Annotated in this window: 16 protein-coding genes; 10 read left to right on the forward strand and 6 right to left on the reverse strand. The window is 60.8% G+C overall.

From position 1 onward, the window contains the following. Positions 1-286: 286 nt before the first annotated feature. Complete coding sequence (locus RWK44_RS25740) at positions 287-907, forward strand: glutathione S-transferase family protein (protein ID WP_131666779.1); 621 nt, start codon at positions 287-289, stop codon at positions 905-907. Here the strand turns inward: RWK44_RS25740 and RWK44_RS25745 are convergent. Then, complete coding sequence (locus RWK44_RS25745) at positions 892-1,257, reverse strand: MmcQ/YjbR family DNA-binding protein (RefSeq protein ID WP_131666780.1); 366 nt, start codon at positions 1,255-1,257, stop codon at positions 892-894. The genes RWK44_RS25740 and RWK44_RS25745 overlap by 16 nt on opposite strands. Positions 1,258-1,295: 38 nt before the next feature. After that, entirely contained in the window at positions 1,296-1,496 is a 201-nt protein-coding gene (locus tag RWK44_RS25750; protein WP_131666781.1) for a hypothetical protein, read from the reverse strand. A 172-nt stretch (positions 1,497-1,668) separates the two neighbouring features. Here RWK44_RS25750 and RWK44_RS25755 point away from each other — a divergent pair, with 172 nt between their 5' ends. Continuing rightward, positions 1,669-2,565: a LysR substrate-binding domain-containing protein gene (locus RWK44_RS25755; protein ID WP_131666782.1), complete on the forward strand. Its 897-nt coding sequence runs from the start codon at positions 1,669-1,671 to the stop codon at positions 2,563-2,565. A 3-nt stretch (positions 2,566-2,568) separates the two neighbouring features. On the opposite strand, the gene RWK44_RS25760 is transcribed toward RWK44_RS25755, so the two are convergent. Further along, positions 2,569-3,234: a glutathione S-transferase family protein gene (locus RWK44_RS25760; protein WP_131666783.1), complete on the reverse strand. Its 666-nt coding sequence runs from the start codon at positions 3,232-3,234 to the stop codon at positions 2,569-2,571. A 289-nt stretch (positions 3,235-3,523) separates the two neighbouring features. Between RWK44_RS25760 and RWK44_RS25765 the strand changes: the two genes are divergently transcribed. Both RWK44_RS25765 and RWK44_RS25770 read left to right on the forward strand, forming a co-directional pair. Beyond that, positions 3,524-3,763 carry a hypothetical protein gene (locus tag RWK44_RS25765; protein ID WP_065279281.1) on the forward strand — a complete coding sequence of 80 codons (240 nt, stop codon included), beginning with the start codon at positions 3,524-3,526 and terminating at the stop codon, positions 3,761-3,763. 17 nt (positions 3,764-3,780) lie between these two features. Then, on the forward strand, positions 3,781-4,245 hold the full coding sequence (locus tag RWK44_RS25770) for a YbhB/YbcL family Raf kinase inhibitor-like protein (RefSeq protein WP_316029580.1): 465 nt from the start codon (positions 3,781-3,783) through the stop codon (positions 4,243-4,245). 36 nt (positions 4,246-4,281) lie between these two features. On the opposite strand, the gene RWK44_RS25775 is transcribed toward RWK44_RS25770, so the two are convergent. Next, a complete protein-coding gene (locus tag RWK44_RS25775; RefSeq protein WP_168285202.1) occupies positions 4,282-5,649 on the reverse strand; it encodes a TIGR03808 family TAT-translocated repetitive protein in 1,368 nt (455 codons plus the stop codon). 255 nt (positions 5,650-5,904) lie between these two features. Between RWK44_RS25775 and RWK44_RS25780 the strand changes: the two genes are divergently transcribed. Next, positions 5,905-8,202 (forward strand): sensor domain-containing protein, encoded by a 2,298-nt coding sequence (locus tag RWK44_RS25780; RefSeq protein WP_316029581.1) that lies wholly within the window; start codon positions 5,905-5,907, stop codon positions 8,200-8,202. A 35-nt stretch (positions 8,203-8,237) separates the two neighbouring features. On the opposite strand, the gene RWK44_RS25785 is transcribed toward RWK44_RS25780, so the two are convergent. After that, positions 8,238-8,960 carry a helix-turn-helix transcriptional regulator gene (locus RWK44_RS25785; protein WP_131666786.1) on the reverse strand — a complete coding sequence of 241 codons (723 nt, stop codon included), beginning with the start codon at positions 8,958-8,960 and terminating at the stop codon, positions 8,238-8,240. 464 nt (positions 8,961-9,424) lie between these two features. On the opposite strand from RWK44_RS25785, the gene RWK44_RS25790 reads away from it, so the two are divergent. From RWK44_RS25790 to RWK44_RS25800, 3 genes are read left to right on the forward strand one after another with little or no spacing between them, the layout of a single operon-like run. Then, on the forward strand, positions 9,425-11,218 hold the full coding sequence (locus tag RWK44_RS25790) for a methyl-accepting chemotaxis protein (RefSeq protein ID WP_168285196.1): 1,794 nt from the start codon (positions 9,425-9,427) through the stop codon (positions 11,216-11,218). A gap of 50 nt (positions 11,219-11,268) precedes the next feature. Continuing rightward, a complete protein-coding gene (locus RWK44_RS25795) occupies positions 11,269-11,403 on the forward strand; it encodes a hypothetical protein (protein ID WP_276508043.1) in 135 nt (44 codons plus the stop codon). Positions 11,404-11,447: 44 nt separating this feature from the next. Beyond that, a complete protein-coding gene (locus RWK44_RS25800) occupies positions 11,448-12,428 on the forward strand; it encodes a GGDEF domain-containing protein (protein WP_131666788.1) in 981 nt (326 codons plus the stop codon). A 110-nt stretch (positions 12,429-12,538) separates the two neighbouring features. On the opposite strand, the gene RWK44_RS25805 is transcribed toward RWK44_RS25800, so the two are convergent. Continuing rightward, positions 12,539-13,510: a glycerophosphodiester phosphodiesterase family protein gene (locus RWK44_RS25805; RefSeq protein ID WP_222010748.1), complete on the reverse strand. Its 972-nt coding sequence runs from the start codon at positions 13,508-13,510 to the stop codon at positions 12,539-12,541. A gap of 111 nt (positions 13,511-13,621) precedes the next feature. Between RWK44_RS25805 and RWK44_RS25810 the strand changes: the two genes are divergently transcribed. Both RWK44_RS25810 and RWK44_RS25815 read left to right on the forward strand, forming a co-directional pair. Then, complete coding sequence (locus tag RWK44_RS25810) at positions 13,622-14,428, forward strand: alpha/beta fold hydrolase (RefSeq protein ID WP_316029613.1); 807 nt, start codon at positions 13,622-13,624, stop codon at positions 14,426-14,428. A gap of 87 nt (positions 14,429-14,515) precedes the next feature. Then, the gene (locus tag RWK44_RS25815) at positions 14,516-15,526 is read left to right on the forward strand and encodes a ligase-associated DNA damage response exonuclease (RefSeq protein ID WP_131666790.1); all 1,011 of its coding nucleotides are present in this window, start codon (positions 14,516-14,518) and stop codon (positions 15,524-15,526) included. The last annotated feature ends 183 nt before the right edge of the window (positions 15,527-15,709 follow it).

A 15,709-nucleotide genomic window follows, 5' to 3' on the forward strand; every position in this document is an offset into this window, starting at 1 on the left:
ACCGACCCTTCGGGCCACCTTCTCCCCGCTGGGGAGAAGAGGGAGCAAGCCGATTGTCCTCGTTTCCGCAACAGACGCTTTCAGAGGAAGTGAGGCGCCGCCACGAATCTCTTCTCCCCAGCGGGGAGAAGGTGCCGGCAGGCGGTTGAGGGGGCCACACGGCACATCGATTATGCCCTTGCGCCTGAAGCACCCACCTTGTCCCGATGGACATCAAAACCCAGTCCCACCAGTTCCGACCCGCGCACCGCTACGCTATAACCCTTGCCGAAAGGGAGTCGAAACCATGCTGACATTGTACTACGCGCCGGGAACCTGCGCGCTCGCAAGCCTTATTGCCCTGGAAGAATCCGGCTTGGCCTTCGAAGTCAAGAAGATCAGCCTCCGCGATGGCGAGCAGCGCTCGCCGGACTATTTGAAGATCAACCCGAAGGGCCGGGTGCCGGCACTGGTCACCGATTATGGCGTGCTGACGGAAACGCCGGCGATCCTGGCCTTTATCGCCCAGAGCGCGCCGGCCGCCAAGCTGGCGCCGCTTGACGATGCCTTCGAATTTGCCAGGCTCCAGTCCTTCAACAGCTATATCTGCTCGACCGTGCATGTGAACCATGCCCATCGTCCGCGCGGCTCGCGCTGGGCCGACGAGCCGGCGGCAATCGAGGCGATGAAGGCGAAGGTGCCTGAGAATATGGCCGATTGTTTCACGCTGATCGAGCAGACGATGTTTGAAGGTCCGTGGGTGATGGGCGAAGCCTATTCGCTCGCCGATCCCTATCTCTTCGTCATGACCGACTGGCTGCCGTCCGACGGCGTCGATCCCGCCCGGTTCGAAAAGGCGAGCGACCATCACGCCCGCATGCTGCAGCGCCCCGCCGTGCAGCGGGCGCTGGCCTACGATCGGGCCTGATCCTTAAATCCGGCGGCAAGCTTCTTCGGCGCCCGGAACAGCCAGGCGCCGATCAGCCGCAGCCGCAATTCTTCGTCGCCGATCACGGCGGCGCGCACCGGCAGATGCGGCCAGCCGACATAATGATCGGTTTGAAAATAAACGTCGGGCGCCATCTCCAGCAGGTGATCCTTGTCGTCGAGCGAAATCGAGATCACGATCGTCTCGGCATTCTTCACCGCCACGAAGCTCTTGCCGCCGACCTTCAGCGCCGGATTGCCGTATGAGGTGCTCTCCTCGACATCAGGCAGCCCGGCTTCCGCCGCCAGTCGCTTCAGCCGTTCGAAGATCGCATCGACGTCGCCGGCCATGGTTCCGCCCTTTCTGCCAGGGCGAAGCTACCATATTTTCACGCGCATTTCGCCAGCGGCGGCTTGGTTTCCGCCTGAAAGCCGACCGGCATCCCCAGCGGCAGATCGGCGATTTCGCGCATCGACATGCGCTCGACCTCGGGATGCCGCAACGGATCGTCCTTCCAGGCGGTGGTCTCGGCAATTTCTGCGCTGCCCATAGGAGGAACGGACCTCAAGAAAAACTTCAGCAACGACATGGTATGCCTCGCTTTCTTCAGTGGCTTGATGTGATTGACCAGCGGCTTTTCGCCTTCGAGCCATCTATCTGCCAATACTCTGCGTTCGAATGGATTGCCTATACTTGCAATGTCGGCCCCAACAGGCAGATTTTCAATTGAGAATAACGCTGAAGCGCTATAGAAAAACTATATGAAGAACCTGAATATGGTCCATCTCAACGGCCTGCGCGCGCTGGAAGCCGTCGGTCGTCTCGGCTCGCTGCAGGCAGCCGCCGATGAACTCGGCGTCTCGGTCGGCGCCGTCAGCCAGCAGGTCATCAAGGCCGAAGCCCAGCTCGGCCAGGTGATCTTCGAGCGCACCGCTAGGGGAATGAATGCCACCGAAGCCGGCCGGCCGATACTTCTGGCGCTCGACGAGGGTTTTGCCCGGCTTTCGGCGGCGGTGTCGATCGCCAGCCGCAAGGACGATACGATCCTGACGATCTCGGTGGCGCCGGTTTTTGCCGCCCGCTGGCTCGTCTGCCGGCTCGATCGCTTCGCCGAGCGTCACCCGGACATCAAACTGCGGCTGGATGCGACCACCAATCTCGTCAATCCGGCGCTTTGCGACGTCGACATCGGCATCCGCGTCGGCAGCGGCAAGTGGCCTGACGTGAAGGCCGAACTGTTGTTGGCACAGGAGGTCTTTCCCGTCTGCTCCCCCGAGATGGCGGCGAATTTGAAGGAGCCCGCCGATATCCTCGCACTGCCTGCCATCATCGATGGCCGCGCCATGTTCACCTGGGAGGTCTGGATGCGCGAGGCCGGACTATCCGGCGCCACCCTTCCGACCCGCCACGTCTTCAACGACGCCTCGCTCTGCCTCGATGCGGCGATCGCCGGCCAGGGCGTCATGCTGGCCTGGCAGACCCTTGCCGCCTTTGCGCTCGCCGAGGGCCGGCTCGTCGCCCCCTTCGGCATTCGCGCCCGCACCGGCTTCGGTCACTACTTCGTCACCGCCGAAGGCACGCGCGAGCCGAAGAAGGTGAGGGATTTCAAGGCCTGGATCCGCGAGGAAATGGCCGGTACGCTGACGCTTTTCAAGTAGTTTTCAAACCTCGACCGGCTCCTTGGCCCGCGTCGCCTGCATCGCCTTGTAGGCCGGGCGGGACTGGCAACGCTCGATCCAGGCTTTGATATTCGGATGCGCTTGGAAAAGCGCCTCTTCGCTCTGGGCATAGCGCAGCACCTCGGCGAGGTTGAGATCGGCGACGGTGAAGCGGTCGCCGACGATCCATTGCCGGTAGGCAAGGTGGCTTTCGAGAACCGCCAGCGGCCTGCGCAGCGACCGGCAGGCAACCGCGATCGTCTGCTGGCCGCCTTCGCTGTTTTCGAGCCGGTCATCATAAGTGAGCACGATCTTCACCGTCTGCGGTTCGACCTGGGACGCCCCCCAGACCGTCCACATCGTCAGCAATCCGTCTTCTTCGACGGTTTGGCCGGAAAGCGGTCCGCCATGTCTACGTGCCAGGTAAAGATTGATCGCCAGCGACTCGTGCATGACGAGATCGCCGTCCCTGATGCTGGGAATCTGCGCCATGGGATTGACGGCAGCAAAGTCAGGCGAGTGCGTGTTAAGCGCCGCCTCCGGCGCCAGCGGATCTGCGAGCCGCCTTGCCTGCAGCACTGGCACCGACCGGAATTCGAGCCCCAGCTCCTCCGCCATCCAGTAGACACGCGATGCGCGCGAGCGATAGACCCCGTAGACTGTCAGCATGATTGGATATCCCCTCGGTATTTGTCCAGGAGAGCGTAAATGCCGGATCGGGTTGCGAAAAGTCCCTGCCGCTAATGGGATGATGAAAGCTTTTGATGCGAGAGCTCGGACCGACCAGGGCTCAGTTCAAATGCACTTCCCCCGCCCGAAAAGATCGAAGCACAATTCCTGCCGTTTCGAAGGAACAATGGCAACGCCAGCGGGTTCGTCTCGAAGATTGGCACGGCCAAGGTGTCCACAGCGACCAACCGCACCCCAAAACATACACCTGCAAACGAAGGAGAATGTCATGACGGGGAAGAAGACGCATGAACAGCAGCTTCGCATCATCGAAAAACGCGAGAAAACCGCCAATGCCGACGAGGCCTTCGACGCGGCGGCGGATCTGCACCGCAATGAACAGGCGAAAGAAGCCTATCGAAAAGGAAGCGATCTGAAGACCGGCACCGATTCCGGGAACGAGGATCGGAGCATTGTGCGCGGCCGCAATCAGGAAAGCGGGCATAAAAAGGGAAGCGGTCGCCCCTGAGAGGGAAGGAGAATGTCATGGCTTTGACATTGATCAGCAAAGCTTTTGCGCAAAACGAGCCGATCCCTGCGAAATATGCGCGAACGGGCGAGAACCTCTTCCCGCCACTGACCTGGGGCGGCGCTCCTGATAGAACCAGGAGCTTCGCTCTGGTGGTCGAGGATCCGGACGCCCCTCATGGCACGTTCCGCCATTGCGGGATCGCCAACATTCCGGCTGAGTGGACTGCTCTTGGCGAAAGTGCCGATACGGCGCCGGAGCACGCGCCGCGATTCTATCGGAATGATTTCGGCCACGCCCGTTACGACGGCCCGCAACCGCCCCCTGGCGATCGCCCCCATCGCTATATCTTCCGCCTCGCTGCTCTCGACGTGCCTACACTTGCGATTCCCGATGCCGCCGGCATAGGCGTGATGTGGGCAGAGGCAAAGAAACACACATTGGAGGAAGCGACCGTCACCGGCACCTATCAGGCGCGATAACCGATGGAAATTGACCGTGGATGATCGACGTGCTCCTCAGGAGACGCGATTCCGCTCGACGGTGAGCTGCGCATAGGGCGAGCCGCCGCCCGCCATCTCGCCGGAGACCTTCTTCTCCCACTGGAAGCCGAGCACTGCCCCTTCGGCGGTCTCCTGGAACACGTTGTCGGTGATGACGGCGGTCCCCGCGCCATCGGCGACCGAGACGGCGCATCCCACCGGTGCCTTGCGCACCACATTGCCTGTCACAACGACGTTACGCAGATACGGCCCCCAGCCGATCTGCAGCCCCCAGCGCGGCGCGCCCTCGATCACATTGCCTGAGATCATCGTGTCGGCCTCCGCCGCGATGCCGATGCCGAAACCGACCTCGTGCCGATAGGGGCCGCGCAGCGTCAGGTTGCGCACGACATTGCCGGTGACGCTCGCCAGCCGGCCGCCCTCGTCGAAATTGGCGATCGAGATGCCGTTTGCCGCCCCGTCGATCATGTTGGCGGAAACGACGGCGCCCTCGAAGGCGAATTCGACATAGATCGCCGTCTCGCCGGAACGCCGGCACTGATTGCTGCTGATCTGGATGTCCGAGGCCGAATTGGCGCGGATCGCTGTAAAGGCGCAATCGGAGATCTGGTTGTTCACCACCATCACGCCGTCGGCGCGGAAGATGTTGATGCCGTTGCCGTTTTGCCCCGTGCCGCCGTCATTGGCGCGGATATTGGAGATGCGGTTGCCGGAGACGACAGTGCCGTCCTCTGCCTTCTTCCAGCGATGCACCAGGATGCCGCCATTGCCGCAATCCGAGACCGTGTTGCCGGTGACCGAGAGGGTGGTGGAATCCACCGCGTAAAGCCCGGATTGGGCAGCCCCCGAAATACGGCTGCGCTCGATCCGCCCGCCGCAGCGCTCCAGTTGCAGGCCGTGCTTGCGGCTGCCGCCGATCTCGCAATTGTCGATCAGCACCTCGTCGACGCCGGTAAATTGCAAAAGCCCGCCGGCATCGTCGCCAAGCCAGCGGTTGCCGCCGTCGATGACGAGATTGGAAAGCTCGATCCGCCGCACGTTCTCGGCCGCAAACAGGTGGCCTTCGCCGGTATAGACGATCCGCGAGGCGCCGGGCACGCCAGTGATACGCGTATTGTCCGGCAAAGTGAGATTGGAGACCCGGTAGGTGCCGGGCGGCAGGAAGACCGGCACGTTCTCGCGCGCCGCCTGTTCGATCATCTGCTGCAGGTTGCGGGTCTTGCGGTTGCCGCTTTCGGGAATGGCGCGATATTCCACCGCGTCGATCGCCCCGCGCAGATCGGGCTGAGCGGCCGCCGTCAGCGGCGAGGCAAGCGTGCGCGATGCCCCTCCCGCAACGGCCGAGGCGGCAAGAAAGAAAAGCATGTCGCGGCGTGAGGGCATCCTGGGATCACTTGTCATAACGCGCCCGTAGCAGGAAACGTGCCAGGCGGGCATGTATTCTTTTGGCACAGGCTGGGCAAAGGCGGATGAAATTGCCGTTATGGCCGAGGCCGACGGCAGGATCTCGCTGCTTATATTGTCGTCTTGTTCACCCTTTCATTTAAGCAAGCCGAAGGAAATGAGGACTACTTTGAAGGGAATTTCAATGATGACGAGTGCGGGATACGGCCTTCGGCCGGCGGGGAGAATGGCATCATGCACGAATTGGGTGCCAGGCGATGGGAATCAATCGATGACCTGACGGCCGAAACGCGACGCATCGTCGCCGCGACGGAGGCAATGATGGCATCGACCGCCCACCACCTCTCCGAGGGCATCGAGAACCTGCGCCTTAAGGCGATCGTCCACGAACTTCCGGATTTCCTCTACGTCAAGGACCGTGACAGCCGCTTCGTCTTCGCCAACGCCGTCACCGCCAACAGCCTCGGCCTGCAGCGCGCCGATCTGATCACCGGCAAGCGCGACTTCGACCTGTTCGATTTCGAGACGGCGCGCCGCCATTTCGACATCGAGCAGCAGATCATGGCGACGGGCGAAGCCCGCATCGACATGGAGGAATCCTACGTCCTTCCCGGCAGCAGAAGGCCGATATGCCGGCTGACCTCGAAGATACCGCTGCGCAACGATCGCGGCGAGATCGTCGGCCTGATCGGTGTTTCCCGTGATATCACCGAACGCAAGCGCCAGGAGGATCTGCATCGCGGCCAGGCGGGCCTGCTCGAAATGATCGCCCGCAACGAGCCGTTGCCGATGATCCTCGAGGCGCTCGTGCTGATGATCGAGGCGCAACTGGATGGGATTGACGGATCGGTGCTGCTGCTCGACGGCGAGGGCACCAGGCTCTATCACGGCGCCTCTCCCAATCTGCCCGGCGGCTACAGCCGCCTGATCGATGGCGTCACGATCGGCCCCAAGGTCGGCTCCTGCGGCACCGCGGTGTGGCGCGGCCAGACGGTGATCGTAGAGGACGTGACGATCGATCCGCTCTGGGAGGATTTCCGCGCGATGATCGCGCCGTTCGGCTTCCGCTCCTGCTGGTCGACGCCGATCGCCACCTCTGAGAACAACGTGCTCGGCACGTTTGCGCTCTATTCCCGGGAAGTCCGCCGTCCCACCGAGCACGAGATGACGCTGGTGGCGCTCGCCACCCATATCGCCGGCATCGCCATCGAGCGCAAGCGCGTCGATGACCGCATCCATTTCATGGCCCATCACGACGATCTCACCGGCCTGCCGAACCGCGCCTTCCTGAAGGAACGGCTGGCGAGCATCCTCGATCAGGCCCGGCGCAACAACCGCAAGGTCACCGTCGCTTATATCGATCTCGACAATTTCAAGGATATCAATGACGGCCGCGGCCACGCTGCGGGCGATGAGGTTCTGAAAGAGATCGCCACCCGCATGGCCAACAGCGTCAGGGCGTCCGATATGGTGGTGCGTCTCGGCGGCGACGAATTCCTCGTGGTGCTCGTCCACCAGTCGAGCCACGATGCCGGCATCACGCGCCGCCTTCGCGAGCTGCAGAAGGCAATCAACCGGCCGATCCGCGGCGCGAACGGCGAGATCACCGTCACCTCGAGCATCGGCGTTGCCGCCTTCCCCTTCGATGGCGCGACCTCGGAAGAGCTTCTCGCCAATGCCGACCGCGCCATGTACCGCGCCAAGGAGCTCGGCCGCAACACGTTACAATATCACGACTGCGGCGGCACGCCTGTCGGAATGCCGCTCGGCGAGCAGGAAGAGCTGCACCAGGCGATCACCGGCGGCCAGCTGTTCCTGCAATACCAGCCGCAGGTCGATGTCGCCACCGGCCGCATCACCGGGCTCGAGGCGTTGGTGCGCTGGGACCATCCGGCAAAAGGCAGGATGCCGCCGATCAATTTCATTCCACTCGCCGAAGAGACCGGCCTCATCGTTCCCCTCGGCCTCTGGGTGCTGAACGAGGCTTGCCGCCAGGCGCGGCTTTGGCAGGACATGGGCCTGGCGCCGCTGACGATCGCCGTCAACGTCTCGGCCAAACAGTTCGCCGATCCGGATTTCGCAACCCATGTCGCCGAGGCGCTGGAGCGCCACCGCCTGCAGTCCCGCTGGCTGGAGCTTGAAGTCACCGAAAGCGTGGTGATGCAGAATGCCGAACGCGCGCTCGCCGTGATGGAAACGCTGCGGGGGCTTGGCGTGCGCCTGTCGATCGACGATTTCGGCTCCGGCTATTCCAGCCTGGCGGCGCTGAAGACCTTCCCCTTTGACCGCCTGAAAATGGATCGCTCGCTGGTCGAGGCGCTGCCCGGCGACAAGACCGCCGTCGCCATCGCCTCGGCGGTCATTTCGCTGGCGCAGACGCTGAAGCTCTCGGTTCTCGCCGAAGGCGTCGAAACCGACGCCCAGATGGATTTCCTGCGCCAGGCGCACTGCGAGGAGGCGCAAGGCTTCCGCTTCTCCAAACCGGTCTCCCCGGAGGAGATCCCGGAATTGCTGCGGGCACGCAGTCTCTGAGCCTTATTTCATCAGCCTGCCGATCGCCTCGATCTCTAAACACGAATGATATTGAGCCGCAGAGCGCTCACGACGGCCTGCGTTCTTGTCGTACATCCGAGCTTCCTGATCGCGTTGCCGATGTGATTGTTGACCGCATTTTCTGTGAGATCGAGAAGCTTGGCAATTTCATTGCCCTTCCTGCCGCCGGCGGTCAGCCTCAGGCAGTCCAGTTCGCTCGGCGTAAACTCGATGGGCTTGTGTTTCTCGTTCAATGTTAGCTGCGAGAGCCGGTCATAAATCAGTGTGGCGATGAACAGCAGCTTTGCCATTTCGGTCATGTTGAAATTCCGAGATCCCGAAATCGACATGGCGCCGCGTCCACCGGCGGCATCGTGAACAGGAAAATAGGCCCCTTTTTCCATGCCGTATCGGTTGAACAGCTCGATGACCGTGGACTTCTTGCCTCCTCCACGATTGGTATTGATCGCTTCGACATCATAGTTGAAGGGGCTGGTCGATCTCAGCATCCGCCGGATGACCGGGCTGTCGATCATGAGGTTATGGGCATCATAGTAATCCACCATTTCCGCCGGCCAATTGGTGATGATCTTGGCTGCGCCGATTTCGACGATGTCGACCGTCGGCAGCGTCATGAACAGGAAAGCATTCATTCCAAGGTCCTGTGTGAGACCCTTCATGTATTTGAATACTTCGTAATGCGTGTTGAAGGCCGCGGCGACTTCCTCAATTCGATTGAACTCGGCCTCGAATTTCATTTCTTTCTCCGATCAGCAGTCGCGTCAGGGCGCTTGGCGGCTGATGTGCCTAGCGAATCCGCTCGCGTTGGGAGTGGTTTTTACACGTATGGACGAAAGTGCGACATGCCCTCGAGGGGATAATTGCAAAGCTCGTGAGGTGGCGTTAGTGCAGCTATAACTTCTTAAAAACTGGTAAACACAATTCCGATTTGATGATGCAAGAATGCCGAAAAAAGTCCATGCAAGGATTGAAAGCCGGCCATCGAGAAATCTTCATCACTCGGATGCGCTCAAAAGATCTTCGCATAACTTTTTGATTGAATTAATATATTTCATTCATCTGAAGCAGCTTCAAGCGATCAAAATTCGGAAGCCACGCGGTTAATGGATACTTAAAGATTTTAATGGATTTTATTCTCGGATTGCTCGTCCCCCGTCCGGGTGGCGGCAGTCGCTCTCTTGGTCCTGAGTGGGGAAACAGCATGAAGGCAATAGCATTCGGCTTTGGATCTGACGCCAAGGCGATACTCGCCGCGATGAACAGGTCACAGGCCATCATCGAATTCGATCTCGCCGGCAAGATCCTGACGGCCAATACCAATTTCTGTGCCGCACTCGGATACGAATTGGCCGAGATCGTCGGCCAGCATCACCGAATGTTCGTTGAGCCGGCAGAAGCCTTGTCCGCCGATTATCGCGAGTTCTGGGCGAGGCTGAATAGGGGTGAGTTCAACCAACGCCAGTACAAGCGCATTGGCAAGGGCGGCAAGGAAATCTGGATCGAAGCCTCCTACAATCCGGTCTTCAGCGGCGGAAAGCCGTATAAAGTCGTGAAGTTCGCCACCGATATCACGAAGCAGAAGCTGCAAAGCGCCGAGGATGCCGGCAAAATAAACGCGCTTTCGCGCGCCCAGGCGATAATCGAATTCACACCGAAAGGCGAGATTCTGACCGCGAACGAGAATTTCCTGTCGGCGCTCGGCTACCAGCTTGTCGAAATCCGGGGACGCCACCATTCGATGTTTTGCGAGAGCGCTTACGCAAACAGTGACGATTATCGGCGGTTCTGGGAGCGTCTGTCAGCTGGCGATTTTGTGGCCGATGAGTTTATGCGCATCGGCAAGGGCGGGAAAAAGATCTATATCCAGGCCTCCTACAATCCGATCCTCGACATGAACGGCAAGGTCTTCAAGGTCGTCAAATTCGCGACCGACGTCACCGCGCGCGTGAACAATGTCGACGAACTTGCAAGCTCTTTGCAGGCCATGTCCGGTGGGGATCTGACCCAGGAAGTTAGAACCCTATTCACGCCCGCGCTGGAAAAACTCCGGACCGATTTCAACGCGACAGTTAGCAAGCTGCGTGGTGCGATGCAGACCGTGGCGGAAAATGCAACGGGTATCGCTGCCGGAGCCCAGCAAATTCGTTCCGCTTCGGACGACTTGTCAAAGCGAACGGAACAGCAGGCAGCCTCCGTCGAGGAAACCGCAGCCGCCCTTGAAGAGATCACCACGACTGTCGCCGATTCCAGCAACCGTGCCCAGGAAGCCGGCCAACTGGTGCGAAGGACACGGGAAAATGCGGAGCACTCCGGCGCGGTGGTCCGAAGCGCAATCGATGCGATGGGCAAGATCGAAAAATCATCCGCTGAAATCGGCAACATTATCGGTGTGATCGATGAGATCGCATTTCAGACTAATCTCTTGGCGCTCAACGCTGGTGTCGAGGCAGCACGCGCCGGCGACGCCGGCAAAGGTTTCGCCGTCGTCGCGCAGGAGGTGCGTGAGCTTGCTCAGAGATCCGCGAAAGCAGCAAAGGAAATCAAGGAATTGATCGCCGCGTCCAACGAGCATGTGAAGAGTGGCGTCGCTCTCGTGGGCGAGACCGGAAAGGCCTTGGATGAGATCGTCGCCCAGGTCCAGCAGGTCAATGGCAACGTTCTCGCAATCGTCGAAAGCTCGAAGGAGCAGGCGACCGGATTGAAGGAGATCAATACGGCTGTGAACACCATGGACCAGGGCACGCAGCAAAATGCAGCCATGGTCGAGGAATCGACGGCCGCTGCCCACAGCCTTGCCAGAGAGGCCGATGCACTTTTCCAGTTGCTGGGGCAGTTCAACATCGGAAGCGGCCTGGCATCACGTCAAATCCGCCCCGCTATAGCAACTGCCGCTTCCAAGCCTGTCGCGTCGGCGGCGCGGACGAGGGCAGCCAACGTGACTGCCGTTTTTCACGGCAATGCCGCAGTTGTCGCCAGCGAGTGGAAGGAATTCTGATGTCTGCGTGAGCGCCACTGGCTGTTCTTGTGACGGGAGCCTTCACGTCCGTGCAGCGGATCTCCATGGGCGGCGCCGGTGTCGAGCCGGCGGCAGAACTGGTCGGTGCTGCGGACGAGGCGCTTTACGCGGCAAAGAAGAATGGTTGTGACCGCGTTGAGGCCGCCGCGGCTAGGGCGGCTTGAGCTCGAAAATACCTCGGACTCCCCTCGAAGGCGGAGAACAACCCATGTTTTTGGATGAAGATCACGAAGCGCTTCTTGCGGCTCAGCTTACAAAGGAAACACTGGTCGATACGCAGGCGCGAATGGGGATGATGCTTGATCTCATGCCCATGGGGCTCCTCATCCATACCAGACAGGGAATTATCTTCGGAAATCAAGAAGCGTCACGACTCCTCCAAGTGCCGCAAGACCAAGTCGTCGGCAGGCATTTTCTCGATTTCCTTCAAACTCAAATCGATGAAGCGGCACAACAGATGGACGAAGCATTTAAAGGGCGGATCTGCGAAAACTCGACGGAGGCCGACATACGGACGGCTGAGGGAACGGTGCGCACGATCAAGTTGATAGCAGGTGCATTGCCTTGGGACGGCAACCCCGTCGTCCAGCTTCTCCTTCAGGATATCACAGATCTCAAGACCATTCAGAATGCATTGCATCGTCTCACAATCACCGACGAGCTTACTGGTGCCTTCAATCGTCGCCATGCCTTCGCGATTGCGAATAGGTTTTTCGACAGCACGCGTCCTGGGTCCCATGCCTTCGCGGTCGCTGTCCTTGATATTGACCATTTCAAGCGCGTGAATGATACCTACGGACACGCAGCTGGCGACGCTGCGCTGAGAACATTGTCGCAAACGGTACGAGAACTGATTTCGACGCTGCAGTTCGATGGGTCGACGTTCGCTCGGGTTGGTGGCGAAGAGTTCCTCCTCTTGCTTCCAGAAATGGAGAGTGATGCAGTGATCGCTGCCTGCGAACATGTTCGATGCGCCATTGAGCGGCAGCCGATCGTCACCGCATCCGGCGTCTTCTACGCGACAGTGTCAATCGGAGTTGCGATACGCCGTCCGACAGACGGTTCCTTCGACACAGTGTTTTCGAACGCTGATCGTGCCCTTTACCGAGCAAAGGAAAGCGGCCGAAATCGCGTGTGCATCGATGAAGAAACTCTGCAGTCGCGGCAAAGATTGACTGCGACAAAATGAACCGTTTCCTGTGCCAGGGGCGCTGCGAAAGGCACAGGGCTCCCGCTTTTTAAAGCCGGTCTCGCCGGAGGAGATTCCCCCCTATTGCTGCGGGCGGGAGGCCTCTGAACTTATTTCTTCAGCTGGCCGATCGCCTCGATCTCGTTCGTCCATATGCCCGCCGCATAGTTCTCAGGCAGCCGCGCCAGTTGCGAGGGGTCGTCGATGCCGGTGGAAAAATCGCTGCCGCGATAGGGGCCGAGCACGAAAACCTCGGTCCCGGCATCTGCCATCCGGTTGAGAAAACGATCCGGCCAGCCCCAGAGCCACGGCGCGATATTGATAGGCACCAGCATCATCGCATGTTTGCATTCGTCCGGCAGCAGGCCGGTCCAGCCATAGCCGATATAGCCGGTGAGGCAGCCCTTCAGGCTGTTGCGCGAGGCGGTCTTGATACCGGGCACGAGCCGGCGAAGCACGTCGATCGGCTCGTCGCCGCCATAGACGATGATCTCGGCCCGTCGCTCCGTGGAAAGCCCGTTGAGCACGGCGGCGAGCTTTTCGCCCTCGGACGGATCGCGGCTCTTGACGTTGATCAGGAAGCGCCGATCCGGAAAGGTCGACAGCACCTCGGCAAGCGTCGGCATCATGCCGATGCCTCGGCCGCGAAAGGGAAAGGTCTTGCCGCCATCGGCAGTATAGCCATAGCCGATGTCGAGCTTCCTCATGTCAGCCATCGAATGCTCGCGGGTGACGCCATGCCCGTCGGTGCGGCAGTCGAGCGTCCAGTCGTGAAAGACGGCGAATTCGCCGTCGGTCGTCGGATGCACATCGATCTCGACGATATCGGCGCCGGCCGCAAAACCTGCCTGCATCGACGGAAGTGTGTTTTCCAGATAGTCGTGTTTCGGCGCCAGCATGCGGCTCGCCGTGCAGGTGTCGTTCTTGAGATCGGTTTCGTCGAAGCGCTGGGCGATGCCGCGATGGGCGAGCAGCACCGGCTTTCCCGGCCGATGTTCGGCGAGCAGGCTGGTATTGTTGAGGTAGATGCCGGCGACTGCAACCACGATCGCCGCGGCGCAATAGAAAAGCTTCCTGCCCAAAGTTGATCCCCCTCTGGTTGTATCGACGAGCAAGTGCTAGAAAGCGATTCCGGTTGTTCTTGGGCTGTTTTCTGGCTTTTCTATGCCGCGACAACAATGAGCCTGATCGCTATGGAATTTGACGACGACGAGCTTATCCAGTTCGAAGCGCACGGCGCTGCCCCGTTGCCGCCGGCAGCAGTCGACGGTCATGTCGCGCATGACGGCGCCCGTATCTGGTATGCGAGCTATGGCTCTGGCCCACCCGTCATTCTGCTGCATGGCGGCCTCGGCCACAGCGGCAACTGGGGCTATCAGGTCCCGGCTCTCTTGCGCCGCGGCCGCCGCGTCGTGCTGATCGACAGCCGCGGCCATGGACGAAGCACCCGCGATTCCCGTCCCTATACCTATGAGCTGATGGCTTCAGATGTGCTCGCCGTCATGGACGAACTGCATCTCGACAAGGCGGCCATCATCGGCTGGAGCGACGGCGCCTGCATCGCTCTGATCCTCGCCATGGCGGCGCCGTCGCGGGTCGAGGGCGTCTTTTTCTTCGGCTGCAACATGGATCCGAGCGGCACGCGGGAATTCGTCGCGACTCCGGTCATCGACCGATGCTTCAGCCGGCACGCCAAGGACTATGCCGCATTGTCCACCACGCCGGATGATTTCAATCCATTGGTCGAGGCGGTCAGCCTGATGATGCGGACGGAGCCCAACCACCAGGCCGCCGACTTAGGCCTGATCCGCGTGCCGGTTGCGATCGTGCTTGCAGAGCACGACGAATTCATCAAGCCAGACCATGCCGAATATCTTGCCCGCAGCATTCCGAACGCTGAGATGATCTATCTCAACGGTGTCAGCCATTTCGCGCCGCTGCAGCGGCCGTCGCAATTTAATGCCGCCGTGGAATCCTTCCTCGATGGAATAGGGCCGTGACGATCGCCGGGGTTGACCGCGGCGCATTCGCCAGTCCCTTCTTCCCGCCCTCTGGCCTCGCGCCCATTTGCCGCTATCTCTCGTTTCATGAGACCTGATGCGCTGCTTTATCCCGCCCCGGAGGGGCTCTATTGCCCGGAAGGCGGCTTTTATGTCGATCCGGTGCGGCCCGTCGAGCAGGCGCTCGTCACCCACGGCCATTCGGACCATGCCCGCCCCGGCCATGTGAACGTGCTTGCCACCCGCCAGACGCTCGACATCATGCGCTTGCGTTACGGCGACGGTTTCTGCGCCAGCGAGCAGGCGGCAGCCTTCGGCGAGGAGCTGCTGGTCAACGGCGTCAAGGTAAGTTTTCACCCGGCCGGCCATGTGCTCGGCTCCGCCCAGATCGCCATCGAGAAGAACGGCACCCGCATCGTCGTCTCCGGCGACTACAAGCGCCGCCCCGACCCGACCTGCGCCGCCTATGTGCCGGTTGCCTGCGATGTCTTCATCACCGAGGCGACCTTCGGCCTGCCGGTCTTCCATCATCCCGATCCGATGGACGAGATTGGCAAGCTTTTGGCATCGCTGCGGCAATTTCCCGAGCGGACCCATCTCGTCGGCGCCTATGCGCTCGGCAAGGCCCAGCGCGTCATCCGGCTGCTTCGCGATGCCGGTTATGCCGAACCGATCTATATCCACGGCGCCATGGAAACTCTCTGCGACTATTACATCGAGCAGGGCATCGATCTCGGCGAGCTGCTGCCGGCGACGATCGAAAGCCGCGACAAATCCGCCTTCAGGGGGGCGGTCGTCATCGGCCCGTCATCGGCCTTCGCCGACCGCTGGGCCCGGCGCTTCAACGAGCCGCTGCCGGCCTTCGCCTCCGGCTGGATGATGGTGCGCCAGCGCGCCAAGCAGCTCGGCGTCGAACTGCCGCTCGTCATCTCCGATCATTGCGACTGGCCGGAACTGACCGAAACAATCCGAGAGCTGCACCCGGCCGAGGTCTGGGTAACGCATGGCCGCGAAGAGGCCCTAGTGCGCTGGTGCCAATTGCAGGGCATTAAGGCGAAGCCGCTGCATCTGGTGGGTTACGAGGATGAGGGGGATTGAGCGTGGAGTTTTTCGCTGAAAACCCCTCCCCAACCCCTCCCCACAAGGGGGAGGGGCTAATCCGTGGCGCCGCCCGTCGTATTTCTCGCTCCCTCATTCCTGTGCTTGTCACAGGAATCCAGCCACCGCGCGTCGGCGCGGTGAAAGACTCATGCGACGTAAAAGGATCTCCCGCGTCCAAGG

Source organism: Rhizobium sp. 25PS6, assembly GCF_032464655.1.
Classification (GTDB): Bacteria; Pseudomonadota; Alphaproteobacteria; order Rhizobiales; family Rhizobiaceae; genus Rhizobium; species Rhizobium laguerreae.